Genomic DNA, 14,512 nt, shown 5'->3' with positions numbered 1-14,512 from the left:
TTCGGCCGGGGTTTTTTTGTGTCCCCCGCTTTTTGATGCGTCTTTGTGCGCCGGGGGCTCGCCCGGGCCGGCGGTCCCGGGTTATAATTCCGCTCACTGGCTGGGTGGCAGAGTGGCTATGCGGCGGCCTGCAAAGCCGTGCAACGTCGGTTCGAATCCGGCCCCAGCCTCCAGATACGAAAAGGCCCGCATCGGTTCGCCGGTGCGGGCCTTTTCCGTTCCGATGCCTTAACGATCCCTTCGCCGCTCCCGGACCCAGTGGTAGAGGGCCGGCAACACCACCATGTTCAGCGCCGTCGAGCCCAGGAGACCGCCGAGGACGACGATGGCCATGGGGGCCTGGATCTCGGTGCCGGTCTCGCCCAGCCCCATGGCCAGGGGGATGAGGGCGAGGGCGGCGGTGAGAGCCGTCATCAGGATGGGGGCCAGTCGCTCCATGGCGCCGCGTTCCACGGCCTCGTCCAGCGGCACCCGGTCCGCCTCCAGGTCCTGATAGCGGCTGATGAGCAGCAGGCCGTTGCGAATGGCGATCCCGAACAGGGTGATGAAGCCTACCAGGGCCGCGATGGTCAGTGTCCCCCCCATGGCGAAGACGGCCAGCACGCCACCAATGAGGGCGAGGGGGATGTTGGCCATGACCAGGAGGACCAGCGGCAGCGAGCGCAGGACCAGCTGCAGGACGAGCAGCATGGCAACGGCCACGCCCGCGGAGACCGTGGCGAGGGTCCGGGCCGCCTGGGCCTCCGCCTCGAACTGGCCACCCAGTTCCACGCGGTAGCCGGTAGGCAGGGCTACCTCGTCCTCGATGGCCGTACGGACCGCATCCACGGCACTTCGCAGGTCGCGTCCGGCCACATTGGCGCTGACCACCAGCCGGCGCTCCGCATCCTCGCGATTGATCCGGGCCGGGCCGTATTCCACCTGGGGGCGGGCGACCTCGCTCAGGCGGATGGTGTGGCCAGTGGGCGTCTGGAGGGGGATATCGCCCAGGCCATCCCGGGTGCGAAGGCGATCCGGCAGGCGGACCACCAGGTCGAAACGCCGTTCGCCCTCGAAGATCTCGGCCACATGGGCCCCGCGCCAGGCGGTGCGCACGGCGGCGGCGGCATCGGCCACGGTGAGGCCGTACCGGGCCAGGGCGGTGCGGTCGGCGTGCAGGCGGATCTGGGGGACGTCGGAGACCGGTTCCACCGAGATATCCACCAGCCCTTCCACTCCCTGAAGGGTGGTCTCGACTTCGCCAACCAGGCGCTGGATCTCGCCCAGGCCGGGCCCGAAGACCTTCACCGCGAGGTTGGCCCGGACACCGCTGAGCATGTGGTCGATGCGGTGGGAGATGGGCTGGCCGATGTTGAACTGCCCGGGGAAGGCGGCCAGGCCGTCCCGTAGCTCCTCCAGGAAGGCGGCCTTGCCCTGGGGGAGTGGTCCCAGCCGGACGTCCAGTTCGCTCTGATTGGGCAGCTGGGTGTGCTCCGCCCCCTCGGCCCGCCCGGTTCGCCGTGCCACGGTGAGGACCTCCTCCTGGTCCATGAGCCACTCCTCCACCCGGCTGGCCATGCGGGCCGAGCGCTCCAGGCTGGTCCCGGCCGGGGTATTCATGGCGATGGTCAGGCTCCCCTCGTTGAAGGCCGGCAGGAAGGAGCGCCCCAGCAGTAGTGTGGCCGCTACCGTGGCCAGGGCCAGCGCCGCGGAGAGGGTGATGACGGCGCCGCGCCAGCGCAGGGCCGCGTGGAGCAGGGGGCGGTAGGCCCGCTGCAGTGCCGCGGCGACCGGAGGCTCCCGGCCCTCGTCCTTGCGGGCGACGGCCGGCAGGAGCCAGCGTGCCAGGACCGGGGTTACCGTGAGCGCCACCATGAGCGAGGCGGCGATGGCGACCAGGTAGGCGAGCCCCAGGGGCTTCAGCAGGCGGCCCTCCACGCCCCCCAGGAAGAACAGCGGGGCGAAGACCAGCATGATGATGACCGTGGAGTAGACCACGGGGTGGCGCATCTCCGAGCACGCCCGGTGGATGGTCGTGTCGACATCGGCCCCCTCGGGGGCCTCGCGCAATCGGCGGACGATGTTCTCCACGAAGATGATGGCATCGTCCACCAGGGCGCCGATGGCGATGGTCATGCCCCCCAGGGTCATGGTGTTCACGGTGATCCCCAGCGCCTGGAGAACCAGCAGGGCGACGGTCAGGGAGAGCGGGATCGCCAGCACGGCGATGGCCGTGATCCGGATGCTCAGGAGGAAGAGCAGCAGGATCACCACCACGAACAGGGCGCCATCCCGCAGCGCCTCGACGACGTTGTTCACCGCGGTCTGGATGAACTCGGCCTGCCGGAACAGGTTCGGTTCGACGACGATACCCTCCGGCAGCCCTGGCTCCAGTTCGGCCAGGGTCTCGTTGATGGTCTCGGTGAGAGCCAGGGTATCCGCGCCGGGCTGCTTGGAGACGGCGAGGACCACCCCCGGCTTCCCGTTCACGCCGGCATTGCCCACCGGGATGCCCGCACCCATCCGGACCTCGGCGACGTGGCGCACGCGGATGGGCGTGCCGTCGCGGACCGCGACCACGGCCTTCTCCAGCTCCTCCAGGCTCTGGGCGCGGCCCATGAAGCGGATCAGGTAGTCCTGGCCGGCGGCGCTCAACCGGTTGCCGCCGGCATTGAGGCTGGAGTCGGCCAGGGCCTGGCGGACCTCGGTCAGGTTGAGGTCATGGGCGGCGAGCTGTTCCGGCAGGACCTGGACCTGGTACTGGCGCACGCTCCCGCCCAGCGTGGTGACCTGGGAGATCCCGGGGATCGCCTCCAGCTGACGTGCGATGACCCAGTCCGCGATCTCCCGGGCGCGCATGGCATCCTCCCGGGCCGTGTCCCGGACGCCGAGGTAGGCGATCTCCCCCATGATGGAGGTGATGGGCCCCAGCTCCGGGGAGGCGACGCCCGCCGGGAGCTGGTCCCGCACCCGACCGAGGCGCTCGCTGACGATCTGGCGGGTGCGGTAGATGGGCTCGCCCCACTCGAATTCCACCCAGACCATGGAGAAGCCGGCGACGGACTGGGACCGGACCCGGCGCACGCCGGCGGCCCCCATGGTCGCCGTCTCGATGGGGTAGGAGACCTGCTGTTCCACCTCCTCGGCGGCGAGGCCGGGCGCCTCGGTCATCACGGTGACCGTGGGGGCGGTGAGATCCGGGAAGATGTCGATCGGGGCGCGTTGGGCCTGCCAGACGCCCAGCGCGAGGACGACCAGCGCCCCCGCGACGACCAGCAGGCGATTGGTCAGGGACCACTGGATGAGTCGGTCGAGCATCGGGCCCCCTAGTGGCTGTGGCCGTGGCCGGCATTGTCGTTATCCCGGCCGGCGAGGAGGGTCGCCCAGGCGCCGTCGGTGACCACGCGATCCCCCGGTTTCAGCCCGCTCTCGATGGCGACCCGACCGGCAGCCCGGATCCCGGTGCGGACCGGGCGGCGCTCGAACCGCTCCCCCCCGGTCTGGACCATGACCACGGCGACGCCGTTGTCGTCGATGAGCGCCCGCTCGGGGAGGGTTAGTCGCGATTCCCCGGGACCGGCGGTAAGGGCGACGGTCACCGGCATGCCGGGGCGGTACCCCTCGTCCCCCTCCAGTGCGAAGGCGACGGGGAGGGTCCCGCCCGGCTCGCGGAAGGCGGCCGCCTGCCAGACGGGTTCGCCGCTCAGCGACCGCCATTCGCGGGCACCGGGTCGGCGCACCGCCGGATCCCGCAGTTCGGTAGCACGGTCGAGATCGGCGGGGTAGAGCTCGGCGATCAGCCACTGGCGGGCCGGATCCAGGAGGGTGGCCAGGCGCTGGCCGGCCTGCACCGCCTCGCCCGGGGTCACATCGATGGATTCCAGGCGCCCCCCGTTGGCGACGCGCAGGGCGATGCGACCCTCGTCCCCACTACCCCCGGCGATGCGGTCGCGACGCTCACGGGCATCCCGCCATTCCGCCCGGGCCGTGTTGCGGTCCCGGCGGGCCTCCAGGACCCGGCTCTCGGCGACGACCCCCTGTTCGGCCAGGGCGGAGAGGCGATCCAGGGTGGCCCGGGCCTCGGTGAGGCGCTCCCGGGCCCGGGTGATGGTCAGTGCGAGGCCGCTGGCCGTGCCGCTGTCCGGCAGCAGCCCGAGTTCCAGCAGGGCGTCCCCGGCCGCCAGTTCGCGCCCGGGTCGCGGCCAGCCGTCGACCCCGTGGACCACCCCCGCCGCGGGGGCCGTCAGGTGGAAGCGGGCCCCGGGGACCGAGCGGATCGTCCCGGGGACCTCGATGCGCTCGGCGAAGGGCCGGCGCTCGATGACCTCGGTGGCAAAGTCCATCCGCCACTGGGTCTCCTTGGGGAGGGTGCCGGATTCCCCGGCCGTGGCGCCCTCGGGGAGCTCGGCGAGGACCTCGATGCTCCCGAGCAGGCTGCTCTGCGTACCCTCGCTGGTGTGGTGCCGGCCGGTAAGGTGGTAGTGGCCGGGGCCCGGCAGGTCCACGGAGACCGGAAAGATCCCCGGCCGGTCGGCCCTGGCCTCACCCTGTGCGACCAGCGCGCCGGTGAGGTCGCGCAGTTCCAGGGTGATGCGCCCGTCCGCGATGGGTGATGACCCGGCGAGTTCGGTGGCGTGGACCAGGAAGGTGACGTCCGCTCCGGCGGCCAGGCCGGGGACGGCCTCTCCGGCGGCATCCTGCGCCTCGACGAACCACTCCCGGTCCTCGTCCCAGTGGGTGAGGGTCCAGGCGGCCGCCTGGCCGGGGGAGAGCAGAAGGGCCAGCAGCAACAGACCGGGCAGCGCGGCAATCAGTCGGTGGGTCCTGGGAGTCGGGATCATGGGGTCTCCTCCACGAGGCCGCGCCCCGTGCTGATTCGCCACTGGCGCCATTCCTTCCAGGCGCGGGCGAGGATGGTCTGTTCGCGTTCCCGGGCGCTGTACCAGGTGTTCTCGGCCTCCAGCCATTCCAGCAGGGAGGCCTCGCCCGCGCGGTAACCGCGCTCGGTCATCTCGAGAATGCGCCGGGCCGGCTCCAGCAGCTCGGTGCGATGGCGGTCGAGTTCCTCGAGGAGATGCTCCAGGTGCCGGTGGCTCACGTGGATCCGGGTGTGCAGATCCCGGCGCAGGGCGCGGGCCTCCTCGACGGGGATCCGTTCCTCGGCCCGGGCGCGCTGAATGGCGCCCTGATTGCGATCCCACAGCGGGAGTTCCAGCATCAGGCCCAGGCCGAGGCTGTTCTCCCGCTGGCCGTCGTAGAGGTTGCTCTCGCTGAAAAGCTGGAGCCCGACATCCGGCCATCCATCGGCCCGGGTGGCCTCGGTCTGCTCCCGCGCCGAGGTGATCCGCGCCTGAAGGGCCTGCAGGGCGGGATGGTTGGTCGGCGGGGGCAGGGCTTTGCCCGGCTCGGGTGGGGCCCGCAGTTCGGGGGGGCGGCCCAGTGACTCCGGGGAGATGGCCAGCAGGCCGGCCAGGGTCGTGCGCGCCTCGGTGAGGTTGCCCTTCGCGTGGTGGTGACGCCGTTGGGCCTCCGACCGGACTACCTGGATCCGCAGCCGCTCGCGTTCGGCGAGGTCGCCGGCCTCTTCCCGCAGGCTGGCGACCTCCGCCAGTCGCCGGGCGACCTCCCGTCGCTCCCGGGTCAGGCGGTGGCGGGCCGCGGCCAGTTGCCAGCCGTGGAAGGCGCTGGCGATCCGGCCCTCCAGGCGGAGTCGGTGGGCCGTGGCGTCGAGCCGGGCAGCCTCCACACCGGCCCGGGCCGCGGCCCGGCGATGGCCGAGGCTGCCCCACAGGGGCAGGGACTGGGCGATCTCCAGCTCCTTGAGGCTGTAGCCGCCCGTGCCGTCCTGGCGGCCCAGTTCATCGGAGGCCCGCAGGCTGAGTTCAGGATTGGCCCAGCGGCCTGCCTGATCGCTCTGGCCGCGACGGGCCTCGATCCGCTGTCGGGCGACCTCTCTTTCCGGGCTGACGGCCAGCCCTTGCCGGATCGCCTGTTCCAGGGTCCACGACCCCGGCGGCTCGGCGGTGGCCGGCCCGGCGAGGATCGCGCACAGCAGCGCAATCCCCCACAGGATTCGGTTCTGCACGGGAATGATTCCCCATCAAGGTGGTGGTCCGGTCGGCGCGGGGCCGACTCCACGGCGGGATGGGGTCAGGCGGGCGGGCCGCGCGGTAGTGATACTCGCCGGTCGGGCTCGCGCGGTAAGGGGGATCCCGCCGGGAAGGGGTCGCCGGCCCGGTCGGGGTGTCGTACCAGGGTGGGCCCCCGAGTCGCGAGCGCCTGGGGATCCGCGTCACTCGGCAGGTCAACGGCCTTCGTGCTGGCCTGCGAGACCGGCAGTGCCAGGCCCGTGATCTCGACCTCCTCGGTCGCCTCGTGGTGGGGCGGATGGTCGGGGGCCTGGGCGAGATGGAGTCCAGCCGGGTGTTCGTGGTGGTGCCCGTGGTGGTCCACGTGCTTGTGCAGGCTCACGCCCTGCAGGCTCGCCATGGCGAGCACGAGCCAGGCCAGTAGCAGCAGGCGCAGGGTGGAGGAGCGGCGGAGCGGGTCCATCCGGTTACGGTACGCCGGGGGACGTGGTCCCGACAACCCTAGCCACCGGAGCCGATGTGGCCGGTGGCGACCACGTCCTCCGGCATGCCGTCGTGGGTCTCGGGGGTCGGTTCCGCGGCCGTCTCGCCCCAGTCCAGCTCCTCGACGTCGTGGTCGGCAGGGAAGAGGGCGAGGCCGTGGTTGGCGGTGATGGTGACCGTCACCCGATCCCCGGGTTCGTGGTGGACCTCGTGATTGGTCCGCACCCGGACCCGGCTTCCGCCGGCCAGGTCCACGGCGAACAGTCGCGTGGCCCCCTCGTAGCGCGACCAGGCCACCACGCCGTTGCCGGGTTCGTCGGCCCGCAGGTCCAGGTCGTCCGGTCGCACCAGTGCCTCCACCGCGCCCTCGGCGCCGTGGCCGGTGGCCGGGCCGATGGGGGTGGCCACGGAGCCCTCCCGGGTGCGGCCCGGGAGGAAGGAGGCCTCGCCCAGGAATTCCGCCACGAAGCGGCTGGCCGGGTCGCGGAAGCAGGTCTCCGGCTCGGCGATCTGCTCCAGCCGACCGTGGCGCATGACGCCCACCCGGTCGCCGATGGAGAGGGCCTCGGCCTGGTCGTGGGTCACCCAGATGGCCGGCACCCCGGCCTCCTTCAGGGCGGCCCGGATCTCCCAGCGCAGGCTGTCCTTCAGGGCCGCATCCAGGTTGGACAGGGGCTCGTCCAGCAGCACCATCTCGGGGTGGTGGGCCAGGCAGCGGGCCAGGGCTACGCGCTGCTTCTGCCCACCGGAGAGCTCCTCCGGGTAGGCGTCCCGCTGGTCACCCAGGCCGAGCCAGTCCAGCCAGTGGTCGACGCCCGCCCCGCGGCCCAGGCGGAAGCCGACGTTCTCGGCCACCGTCAGGTGGGGGAAGAGGGCGAAGTCCTGGAAGACGAGGCCGGTTCGGCGCTGCTCCGGTGGCACGAAGGCGGTATCCGAGTTCACCGTCTGGCCGCTGATGCGGACCGTGCCGCTGGAGGGGCGGACCAGGCCGGCGACCACGCGCAGGGTGGTGGTCTTGCCGCAACCGGTGGGGCCGAGGAGGGTGACGATCTCCCCCTCGTCCACGCGCAGGCTGACATCCTGCACCGCGATCTCGTCGCCGTAGGTTACGTTGAGTCCGTCGATCTCCAGCATGGATGTCCTCGAACCGAATCAGGTCTGGGAGGAGCGCCGCTCGCCGCGCAGCATGAGCGCGACGGCCACTCCCGATACTACCACCAGCAGCAGGGCCGGTACCGCGCCGCGGCCGAAGTAGCCCGCCTCGTAGACCCGCCACAGGTGGGTGGCCAGGGTCTCGAAGCCGGTGGGCCGCAGCAGCAGCGTCGCCGGCAGCTCGCGCATGGCCTCCAGGAAGACCAGGGCCGCCGCCGCCAGCAGGCCGGGCAGGATCAGCGGCAGCGTCACCCGCCGGAAGGCCTCCGCCGGGGAGGCGCCCAGGGAGCGCGCCGCGCCCACCAGGCTGCCCTCGGCCCGCTCCAGCGGTGCCCGGATATTCCCCACCGCCAGGGGCAGGAAGCGTACCACGTAGGCGAAGACCAGCAGCGCCAGCGTCTGGTAGAGGAATCCGACATTCAGACCGACGACCACCAGCGCCGTTCCCAGCACGATGCCGGGGACGCCGAAGCCCACGTGGGCCACGCGCTCCAGCAGCCGGCCCAGGCGCCCGGTGGTGGCGGCGAAGGCGATGGGCAGGGCGGCGGCCACTGCGGCCACGGCCGCGAGCAGGGAGGCGGTGGTGGAGTTCAGCAGGATGGCGGGGTCGAAGTGGCCCGTCCCCTCGCGTACCAGCCAGAGGGTGAAGATCCCCACCGGCAGGCCGATGGCGGCCAGCAGCACCGTGCCCATGCCGGCGATGGCGCCGAGCCGTGCCCCCTGGCCCAGGGCGAAGCTCGGCGGCCGGCCCGGGGTCTCGCGCACGGCGCGGACCCGGGACTCCAGGAAGAGCACCACGGCCACCAGGACCAGCAGCGCCAGGGAGAGCAGGGCGGCGCGGTCGAGGCCGAAGGCGTTGTATTCCACGAAGATGACCCGGGTGAAGGTATCCACCCGCATGATCGCCGGGGTGCCGAAGTCGGAGAGGGTGTAGAGGGCCACCAGCAGGCCGCCCGCGGCGACGCTGTTGCGTACGCGGGGCAGGACGACCCGCCACAGGGCGGGCGCCAGGGGCATGCCCAGGGTGCGCGCCGCCTCCAGCAGGCTGGCGTCCATGTTGCGCAGGGCCGCCCGGGTCGCCAGGAAGACGAAGGGATAGGTGTACAGGCTCATGACCAGGGTGGCCCCGGCCAGGCCGTCCACGTTGGGCAGCGGGATCCCGGTGGCCATCCGGATCTCGCCGCCGGGGCCGGAGGCCGCGAACCAGGCGAAGGCCCCGAGGTAGCTGGGGATGGCCAGCGGGGCGGCCAGCAGGCCGGTCCAGATCCCGCGACCGGGCAGCCGGGTCCAGGCGGTGAGAAAGGCCAGCGGGACGCCCAGGAGGGTCGCGCCGATGACGGTGAGGCCGGCCAGCAGCAGGCTGTTCAGCGCCACCTCGGCCACGCGGGCATCCAGACCGGCCTCCGCCCCGATGCCCATGCCCAGCAGGACCACCACCGGCGAAAGCACGGCGGCGGCCAGCAGGGCGCTGAGCAGGGTCACCAGGGGGAGACGGGTCAAAGCACCCCCGCCCGGCGCATGAGCTTCAGGGTGGGCTGGAGGTTACCCAGTTGCGTGAGATCCACCGAGGGGGGTTGGATCCGGTCCAGCGAGGGGAGGTTGTCCGGCACCGGGACACCGGGGACCAGCGGGATCTCGTAGGCCTTCCGGGCCAGGTAGGACTGGACCTCGCGGGAGAGCAGGTAGCGGATGAAGTCGTTGGCGATCTCGCTGGGATTGAGGATGGTGACCCCCGAGGCATTCACCAGGGAGCCGGCATCGCCCTCCGTGAAGGCCAGGTCGACGCTGGCGTCGGGCTGGCCGGACTTCAGCCGCAGGGTGTAGTAGTGGTTGGCCAGGGCGACATCCACCTCGCCCTGGGCGGTGGCCAGCACCGCCCCCAGTTCGCCGGCATATTCACGGGTGTTGGGCTTCATGGCCTCCAGCCAGGCCACCGTGGCCTCGTCCCCCTCCAGCAGCCGCATGGCGGTAATGAAGGACTGGAAGGCGCCGTAGGCCGGGGCCCAGCCCACGGTGAGACCGCTGTCGGGCAGGGCCATGATGTCCGTGGGGATGTCCTCGGCGGTGAGGCGATCGGTGTTGTAGGCCACCGTCCGCACCCGCCCGGAGACGGGGGCGATCTGCTGGAAGCGGAAGGGCGGTTCCAGCTTCTCCTGGAGGCTCTCCGGGATGGCGTGGGTCAGACCGCGATCCACCACCTGCCCCAGGGAGCTGGTGTCGGTGGACCAGAAGAGGTCGGCCCGGGCCCCGCCGCGCTCGGACTCGGCCACCAGGGTATTGGCCAGGGCGCTGGAGCTCCCGCGTCGGACCTCCAGGTCGAGGTCGGGATTGCGGTCCCGGATGGCGCGGATCACGTCGGTGTAGAGCCCGCCCTCGCCGCGCCCCAGGTAGACCCGGAGCTGGCCCTCCAGGGGCGGCAGTTCGTCCACCGACAGCGCCGGCGGGGCGGCCGGCTCACCGCTGCATCCGATCAGGCCGGTCGGGCCGAGCAGGCCCAGGGCCCCCAGGGCAGAGGCGCGTTGGAGGAAGGTCCGGCGGTCCATGCTAGAAGACCTCGCTGCTGTCGCCGTCGGACTCTTCCAGCTGGCCCTCGGCGGTGTCCAGGGACTCCTTCATGGCCTGCACCTGCTCGCGCACCTCGTCCATGGAGGCGCCGCTCTCCAGCAGCCGGGGCAGGGTGCCGTTGAAGTCCTCCTCCAGGCGGGCGACCCGCTGGGCATCCACCTCGATGAGGCCACCCTCCAGGCCCTCGAAGTAGTCGAAGTAGGCGCTGCGGACCAGCTCCAGGGCGTCGTCGGCGTGGCCGGCCTGGTACTCGGCCACGGCGCTGTCCAGCAGCTCGTCGATACGCTGGAAGGCGGCCTCGGGGCCCGCCGGCTCGTCGTGGCCGTGGTCGTCCGCGGCCGCCCCGCCACCGCGAGCGGCAGTCAGGCGCAGCCCGCCCATGCCCTGGTGGAGGGCGGCGGTAACGGCGTGGGCGCGCTGGTGGATCACCTCGGCCTCCGCGCCCCCGTCCACCGCCTGGCGCAGGTCGGAGATGGCCTGCCAGATGGCGGGATAGAGCGGGGTGGCGACCTTCTCTACGGCGGCGTGGTAGCGCACCTCTTCCCATTCGTCGACGAAGGCCTGGACCCGTTCCGGGCCGGCCTCGCCAGCCGCGTAATCCCGGGCCAGGGCATCCAGGGAGTCGGCCAGGGTGCGCACGTCCGCGGCGTAGTCATCCAGGTGCTCCTGGAACTCCTCGACGTGTTCGCCGGCCTCGCCGTGGGCCAGGGCGCCGGCCGGGACGAGGAGGGAGGCCCCGAGCAGCAGGGTGGCAGCCAGGGGGGTGGAGCCGGCATGTCCGGAACGGATGGTCATCGGGCGTTCCTCCAGAACGGGGTTACAAGGACGGATCGAATTATCACCCTAAATAAAACTCATTTTTATTTGGGTGTAAACGGGGTGTCATGGTCGCCCCGGTGCCGCCCCTCCGCGGCCCCGCTTTGCGGGGTCGGTGCTGTAAATGGTGCCCGGGGCCGGACTCGAACCGGCACGGCCTGAGCCCGCGGATTTTAAGTCCGCTACGTCTACCAGTTTCGTCACCCGGGCCAGGTAGTTACCGGGGATTGTTTAAGTTCTGAATGAACAATAAGTCCCGCGGTGGCGTCCATTCTAGCGTGCCGGGGCAGCGGCGGCGACCTCCCGCCCGGATCGCGGTTTCAGCCGAAGTCCCGGGAGCGGGTGGGGAGTTCGCCCAGCCAGGGGGTGCGATCGGTGACCTCGTCCACCAGCAGGTGGACCACCTCGCCCTGGCGCTGGACGACGCCCTCCACCTGGAGCATCCGGCCGGCCAGCAGCGCCCGGCGGTGGCGCGGCTTGAGCCAGGGGCGAAGGATGAGATTGGCGTGGCCGCTCTCGTCCTCCAGGGTGATGAAGAGCGTCCCCCGGGCGCTGTGGGGCTGTTGCCGGTTGATGACCAGGCCGGCGACCCGGGCGCGCTGGCCGTGGCCGGTGTGGGCGAGGTCGCCGCAGGGCGTGCAGCGGTGGCGGTTCAGGCCGTCGCGGAGCAGGCTCACGGGGTGGCGGCCCAGGGTTAGGCCGAGGCTGGCGTAGTCGGCCACCAGCTCCTCGCCCTCCGTGGGTGCCGCCAGTTCCGCGGCGGGATCCCGGGGCGCCGGGGCCGCGGGGGCGGCGGGTTCGTGGCCCAGCACTGCCCACCAGGCGCGGCGGCGATCCCCGGCCAGGGCCGCCAGGGCGCCGGCATCCGCCAGGGCGGCGCGATCCCGGGCGTCCAGCCCGGCCCGCTGGAGGCAGTCATCCACACCGGCAAAGGGACGCGCCGACCGGGCCTCCAGCAGCCGCCGGATCCCGGCCCGGCTCAGGCCGTGGACCATCCCGAGCCCCAGGCGCAGGGCCGGCGCGGCCTCACCGTCCCCCTCCAGCGTCGATTCGGCGGCGCTGGCGGTAACGTCCACCGGCCGGACCTCCACGCCGTGGTCGCGGGCATCGGCGACGATCTGGGCCGGGGCGTAGAAGCCCATGGGCTGGCTGTTGAGCAGGGCGGCGGCGAAGGCGGCCGGCTCGTGGTACTTCAGCCAGGCGGAGACCCATACCAGCAGGGCGAAGCTGGCCGCGTGGGACTCCGGGAAGCCGTACTCGCCGAAGCCGCGGATCTGCTCGAAGATCCGCTCCCCCCATTCGGCGGCGTAGCCATTGGCCGCCATACCCGCCAGGAGCCGTTCGCGGAAGGGTTCCAGCCCGCCGCCGCGCTTCCAGGCCGCCATGGAGCGGCGCAGGTGGTCGGCCTCGGCGGCGGAGAAACCGGCGGCCACCATGGTCAGCTCGATGACCTGCTCCTGGAAGATGGGGACGCCCAGGGTCCGCTCCAGCACCCCGCGCACCGCCTCGCCGGGGTACTCCACCGGCTCCAGCCCCTGTCGGCGGCGCAGGTAGGGGTGGACCATGTCGCCCTGGATGGGGCCGGGGCGGACGATGGAGACCTGGATGACCAGGTCGTAGAAGGTCGCCGGCCGCAGCCGCGGCAGCATGGCCATCTGCGCCCGGGATTCCACCTGGAAGACGCCCAGGGAGTCGCCCCGGGAGAGCATGGCGAAGACGGCCGGGTCCTCCGCGGGGATGGCGGCCAGGGAGAGCGGCCGGCCGCGGTAGCCGGCGACGAGGTCGAAGGCGCGGCGGATGGCGGAGAGCATGCCGAGGCTGAGCAGGTCCACCTTGAGCATGCCCATGGCGGCCAGGTCGTCCTTGTCCCACTGGATGACGGTGCGGTCCTCCATGGCGGCATTCTCCACCGGCACCTGCCGGTACAGCGGCTCCCGGGCGATGACCATGCCCCCCACGTGCTGGGAGAGGTGGCGCGGCGTCCCCACCAGCTCGCCGGCCAGGGTGAGCAGCCGTTGCACGGCGGGGCCCTCCGGGTCGAAGCCGGCCTCGCGCAGGGCCTCCGGGGGCGGCAGGCCGTGGTCCCAGCGCGCCAGGGCGCCGCTGAGGCGGTCCACCGCCACCGGTTCGAAGCCCAGGGCGCGGGCAGCGTCGCGCAGGGCGCCCCGGGGGCGATAGCGGATGACCGTGGCCGCCAGGGCGGCCCGGTCCCGGCCGTACTTGGCGAAGACGTACTGGATCACCTCCTCCCGGCGCTGGTGCTCGAAGTCGACGTCGATATCCGGCGGTTCGCCTCGCTCGGGGGAGAGGAAGCGCTCGAAGAGCAGGGCGGAGCGCGAGGGGTCCACGGCGGTGATCCCCAGGCAGTAGCAGACCGCCGAGTTGGCCGCCGAACCGCGTCCCTGGCAGAGGATCCCGCGGTTGCGGGCGAAGGTGACCAGGTCGGCCACGGTGAGGAAGTAGGCCTCGTAGCCCAGCTCGGCGATGACGGCCAGCTCGTGCTCCACCTGGCGCGCCACCCGGTGGGGCGCCCCTTCGGGCCAGTGCTCGGCCATGCCGGCCTCCACTGCCCGGCGCAGGGCGGCGGCCGGCGGCTGGTCGGCGGGCAGGTCGTCCTCGGGGTAGGCGTACTCCAGCTCGTCCAGGGAAAAGCGGCAGCGCCCGGCGATGGCCACGCTCTGGGCCAGCCAGTCGGCGGGGTAGAGGCGGGCCAGGTCGTCGCGCGGGCGCAGGTGGCGCTCGCCGTTGGGGAAGAGGTGGGGGCGGGCCCCCTGCAGGGTGGTGTTGTGGCGGATGGCGGTGACCAGGTCCTGGAGGGCGCGCCGGCCGCGCCGGTGCATGTGGACCTCGCCGGCGGCGGTGACGGGCAGGCCGGTGGCGCGCTGGAGCGTGGTCAGGGTGGTCCGGCGCTGCTCGTCCCGGCCGTCCCGGTGGAACTCCGCGGCCAGCCAGGCGCGGCCGGGAAAGGTCGCTGCCAGCCAGTGCCCCGGGGCCGGTTCGGGCTCGGCTGCTGCCGGCGGTATCCAGAGGGCGAGGCAGCCCTCGGCGTGGGCGGCGATGTCGGCCGGGGTCAGATGGTAGCTGCCCTTGTCGGCCCGCCGCCGGCCGGTGGTGATGAGGGCGGCCAGATTGGCGTAGCCCCCGGCATCCGCGGCGAGCAGGACCAGGTGCAGGGGCGGCAGGCCCTCCCCGGCGGCCAGGTGGAGTTCACTGCCGTGGAGGAGGGGCAGACCGGATTCCCGGGCCGCCTCGTGGGCGCGTACAGCCCCGGCCAGGGAGCATTCATCGGTGAGCGCCAGGGCGGTGTAGCCGCGTTCCGCCGCCGTGGCCACCAGCTCGGCCGGGTCCGAGGCCCCGCGCAGGAAGGAGAAGCGGGAGAGGCAGTGGAGTTCGGCATAGGCGGGGGCGTCGTCCATGGGGTGATACTA

Annotated in this window: 9 protein-coding genes and 2 tRNA genes; 1 reads left to right on the top strand and 10 read right to left on the bottom strand. The window is 72.4% G+C overall.

All coding sequences use genetic code 11. The features are described 5' to 3' along the window. The first annotated feature begins 98 nt into the window (after positions 1-98). Positions 99-173 (top strand) — tRNA-Cys (locus BM272_RS02445). A gap of 55 nt (positions 174-228) precedes the next feature. Here BM272_RS02445 and BM272_RS02440 read toward each other — a convergent pair. From BM272_RS02440 to BM272_RS02395, 10 genes are all read right to left on the bottom strand, one after another. Next, entirely contained in the window at positions 229-3,297 is a 3,069-nt protein-coding gene (locus tag BM272_RS02440; protein WP_093427148.1) for an efflux RND transporter permease subunit, read from the bottom strand. A gap of 8 nt (positions 3,298-3,305) precedes the next feature. Then, on the bottom strand, positions 3,306-4,820 hold the full coding sequence (locus tag BM272_RS02435) for an efflux RND transporter periplasmic adaptor subunit (RefSeq protein ID WP_093427147.1): 1,515 nt from the start codon (positions 4,818-4,820) through the stop codon (positions 3,306-3,308). Then, the gene (locus BM272_RS02430; RefSeq protein ID WP_093427146.1) at positions 4,817-6,064 is read right to left on the bottom strand and encodes a TolC family protein; all 1,248 of its coding nucleotides are present in this window, start codon (positions 6,062-6,064) and stop codon (positions 4,817-4,819) included. The genes BM272_RS02435 and BM272_RS02430 overlap by 4 nt, the downstream gene beginning before the upstream one ends. A gap of 65 nt (positions 6,065-6,129) precedes the next feature. Continuing rightward, positions 6,130-6,531, bottom strand: coding sequence for a hypothetical protein (locus BM272_RS13500; protein WP_143613123.1), 402 nt, complete (start codon positions 6,529-6,531; stop codon positions 6,130-6,132). A 38-nt stretch (positions 6,532-6,569) separates the two neighbouring features. Beyond that, on the bottom strand, positions 6,570-7,685 hold the full coding sequence (locus BM272_RS02420) for an ABC transporter ATP-binding protein (protein ID WP_093427144.1): 1,116 nt from the start codon (positions 7,683-7,685) through the stop codon (positions 6,570-6,572). A gap of 18 nt (positions 7,686-7,703) precedes the next feature. Then, complete coding sequence (locus BM272_RS02415; protein ID WP_240307982.1) at positions 7,704-9,203, bottom strand: ABC transporter permease; 1,500 nt, start codon at positions 9,201-9,203, stop codon at positions 7,704-7,706. Then, a complete protein-coding gene (locus tag BM272_RS02410) occupies positions 9,200-10,246 on the bottom strand; it encodes an extracellular solute-binding protein (RefSeq protein ID WP_093427143.1) in 1,047 nt (348 codons plus the stop codon). The genes BM272_RS02415 and BM272_RS02410 overlap by 4 nt, the downstream gene beginning before the upstream one ends. Position 10,247: 1 nt before the next feature. Beyond that, entirely contained in the window at positions 10,248-11,063 is an 816-nt protein-coding gene (locus tag BM272_RS02405) for a hypothetical protein (RefSeq protein ID WP_093427142.1), read from the bottom strand. 146 nt (positions 11,064-11,209) lie between these two features. Continuing rightward, positions 11,210-11,294 (bottom strand) — tRNA-Leu (locus tag BM272_RS02400). A 110-nt stretch (positions 11,295-11,404) separates the two neighbouring features. Continuing rightward, a complete protein-coding gene (locus BM272_RS02395; RefSeq protein WP_093427141.1) occupies positions 11,405-14,500 on the bottom strand; it encodes an error-prone DNA polymerase in 3,096 nt (1,031 codons plus the stop codon). Between the last annotated feature and the right edge of the window lie 12 nt (positions 14,501-14,512).

The organism is Thiohalospira halophila DSM 15071 (assembly GCF_900112605.1).
Taxonomy (GTDB): domain Bacteria; phylum Pseudomonadota; class Gammaproteobacteria; order Thiohalospirales; family Thiohalospiraceae; genus Thiohalospira; species Thiohalospira halophila.
Note: the sequence above shows the minus strand (reverse complement) of the source record. Positions and strands in the feature narration are given on the sequence as shown.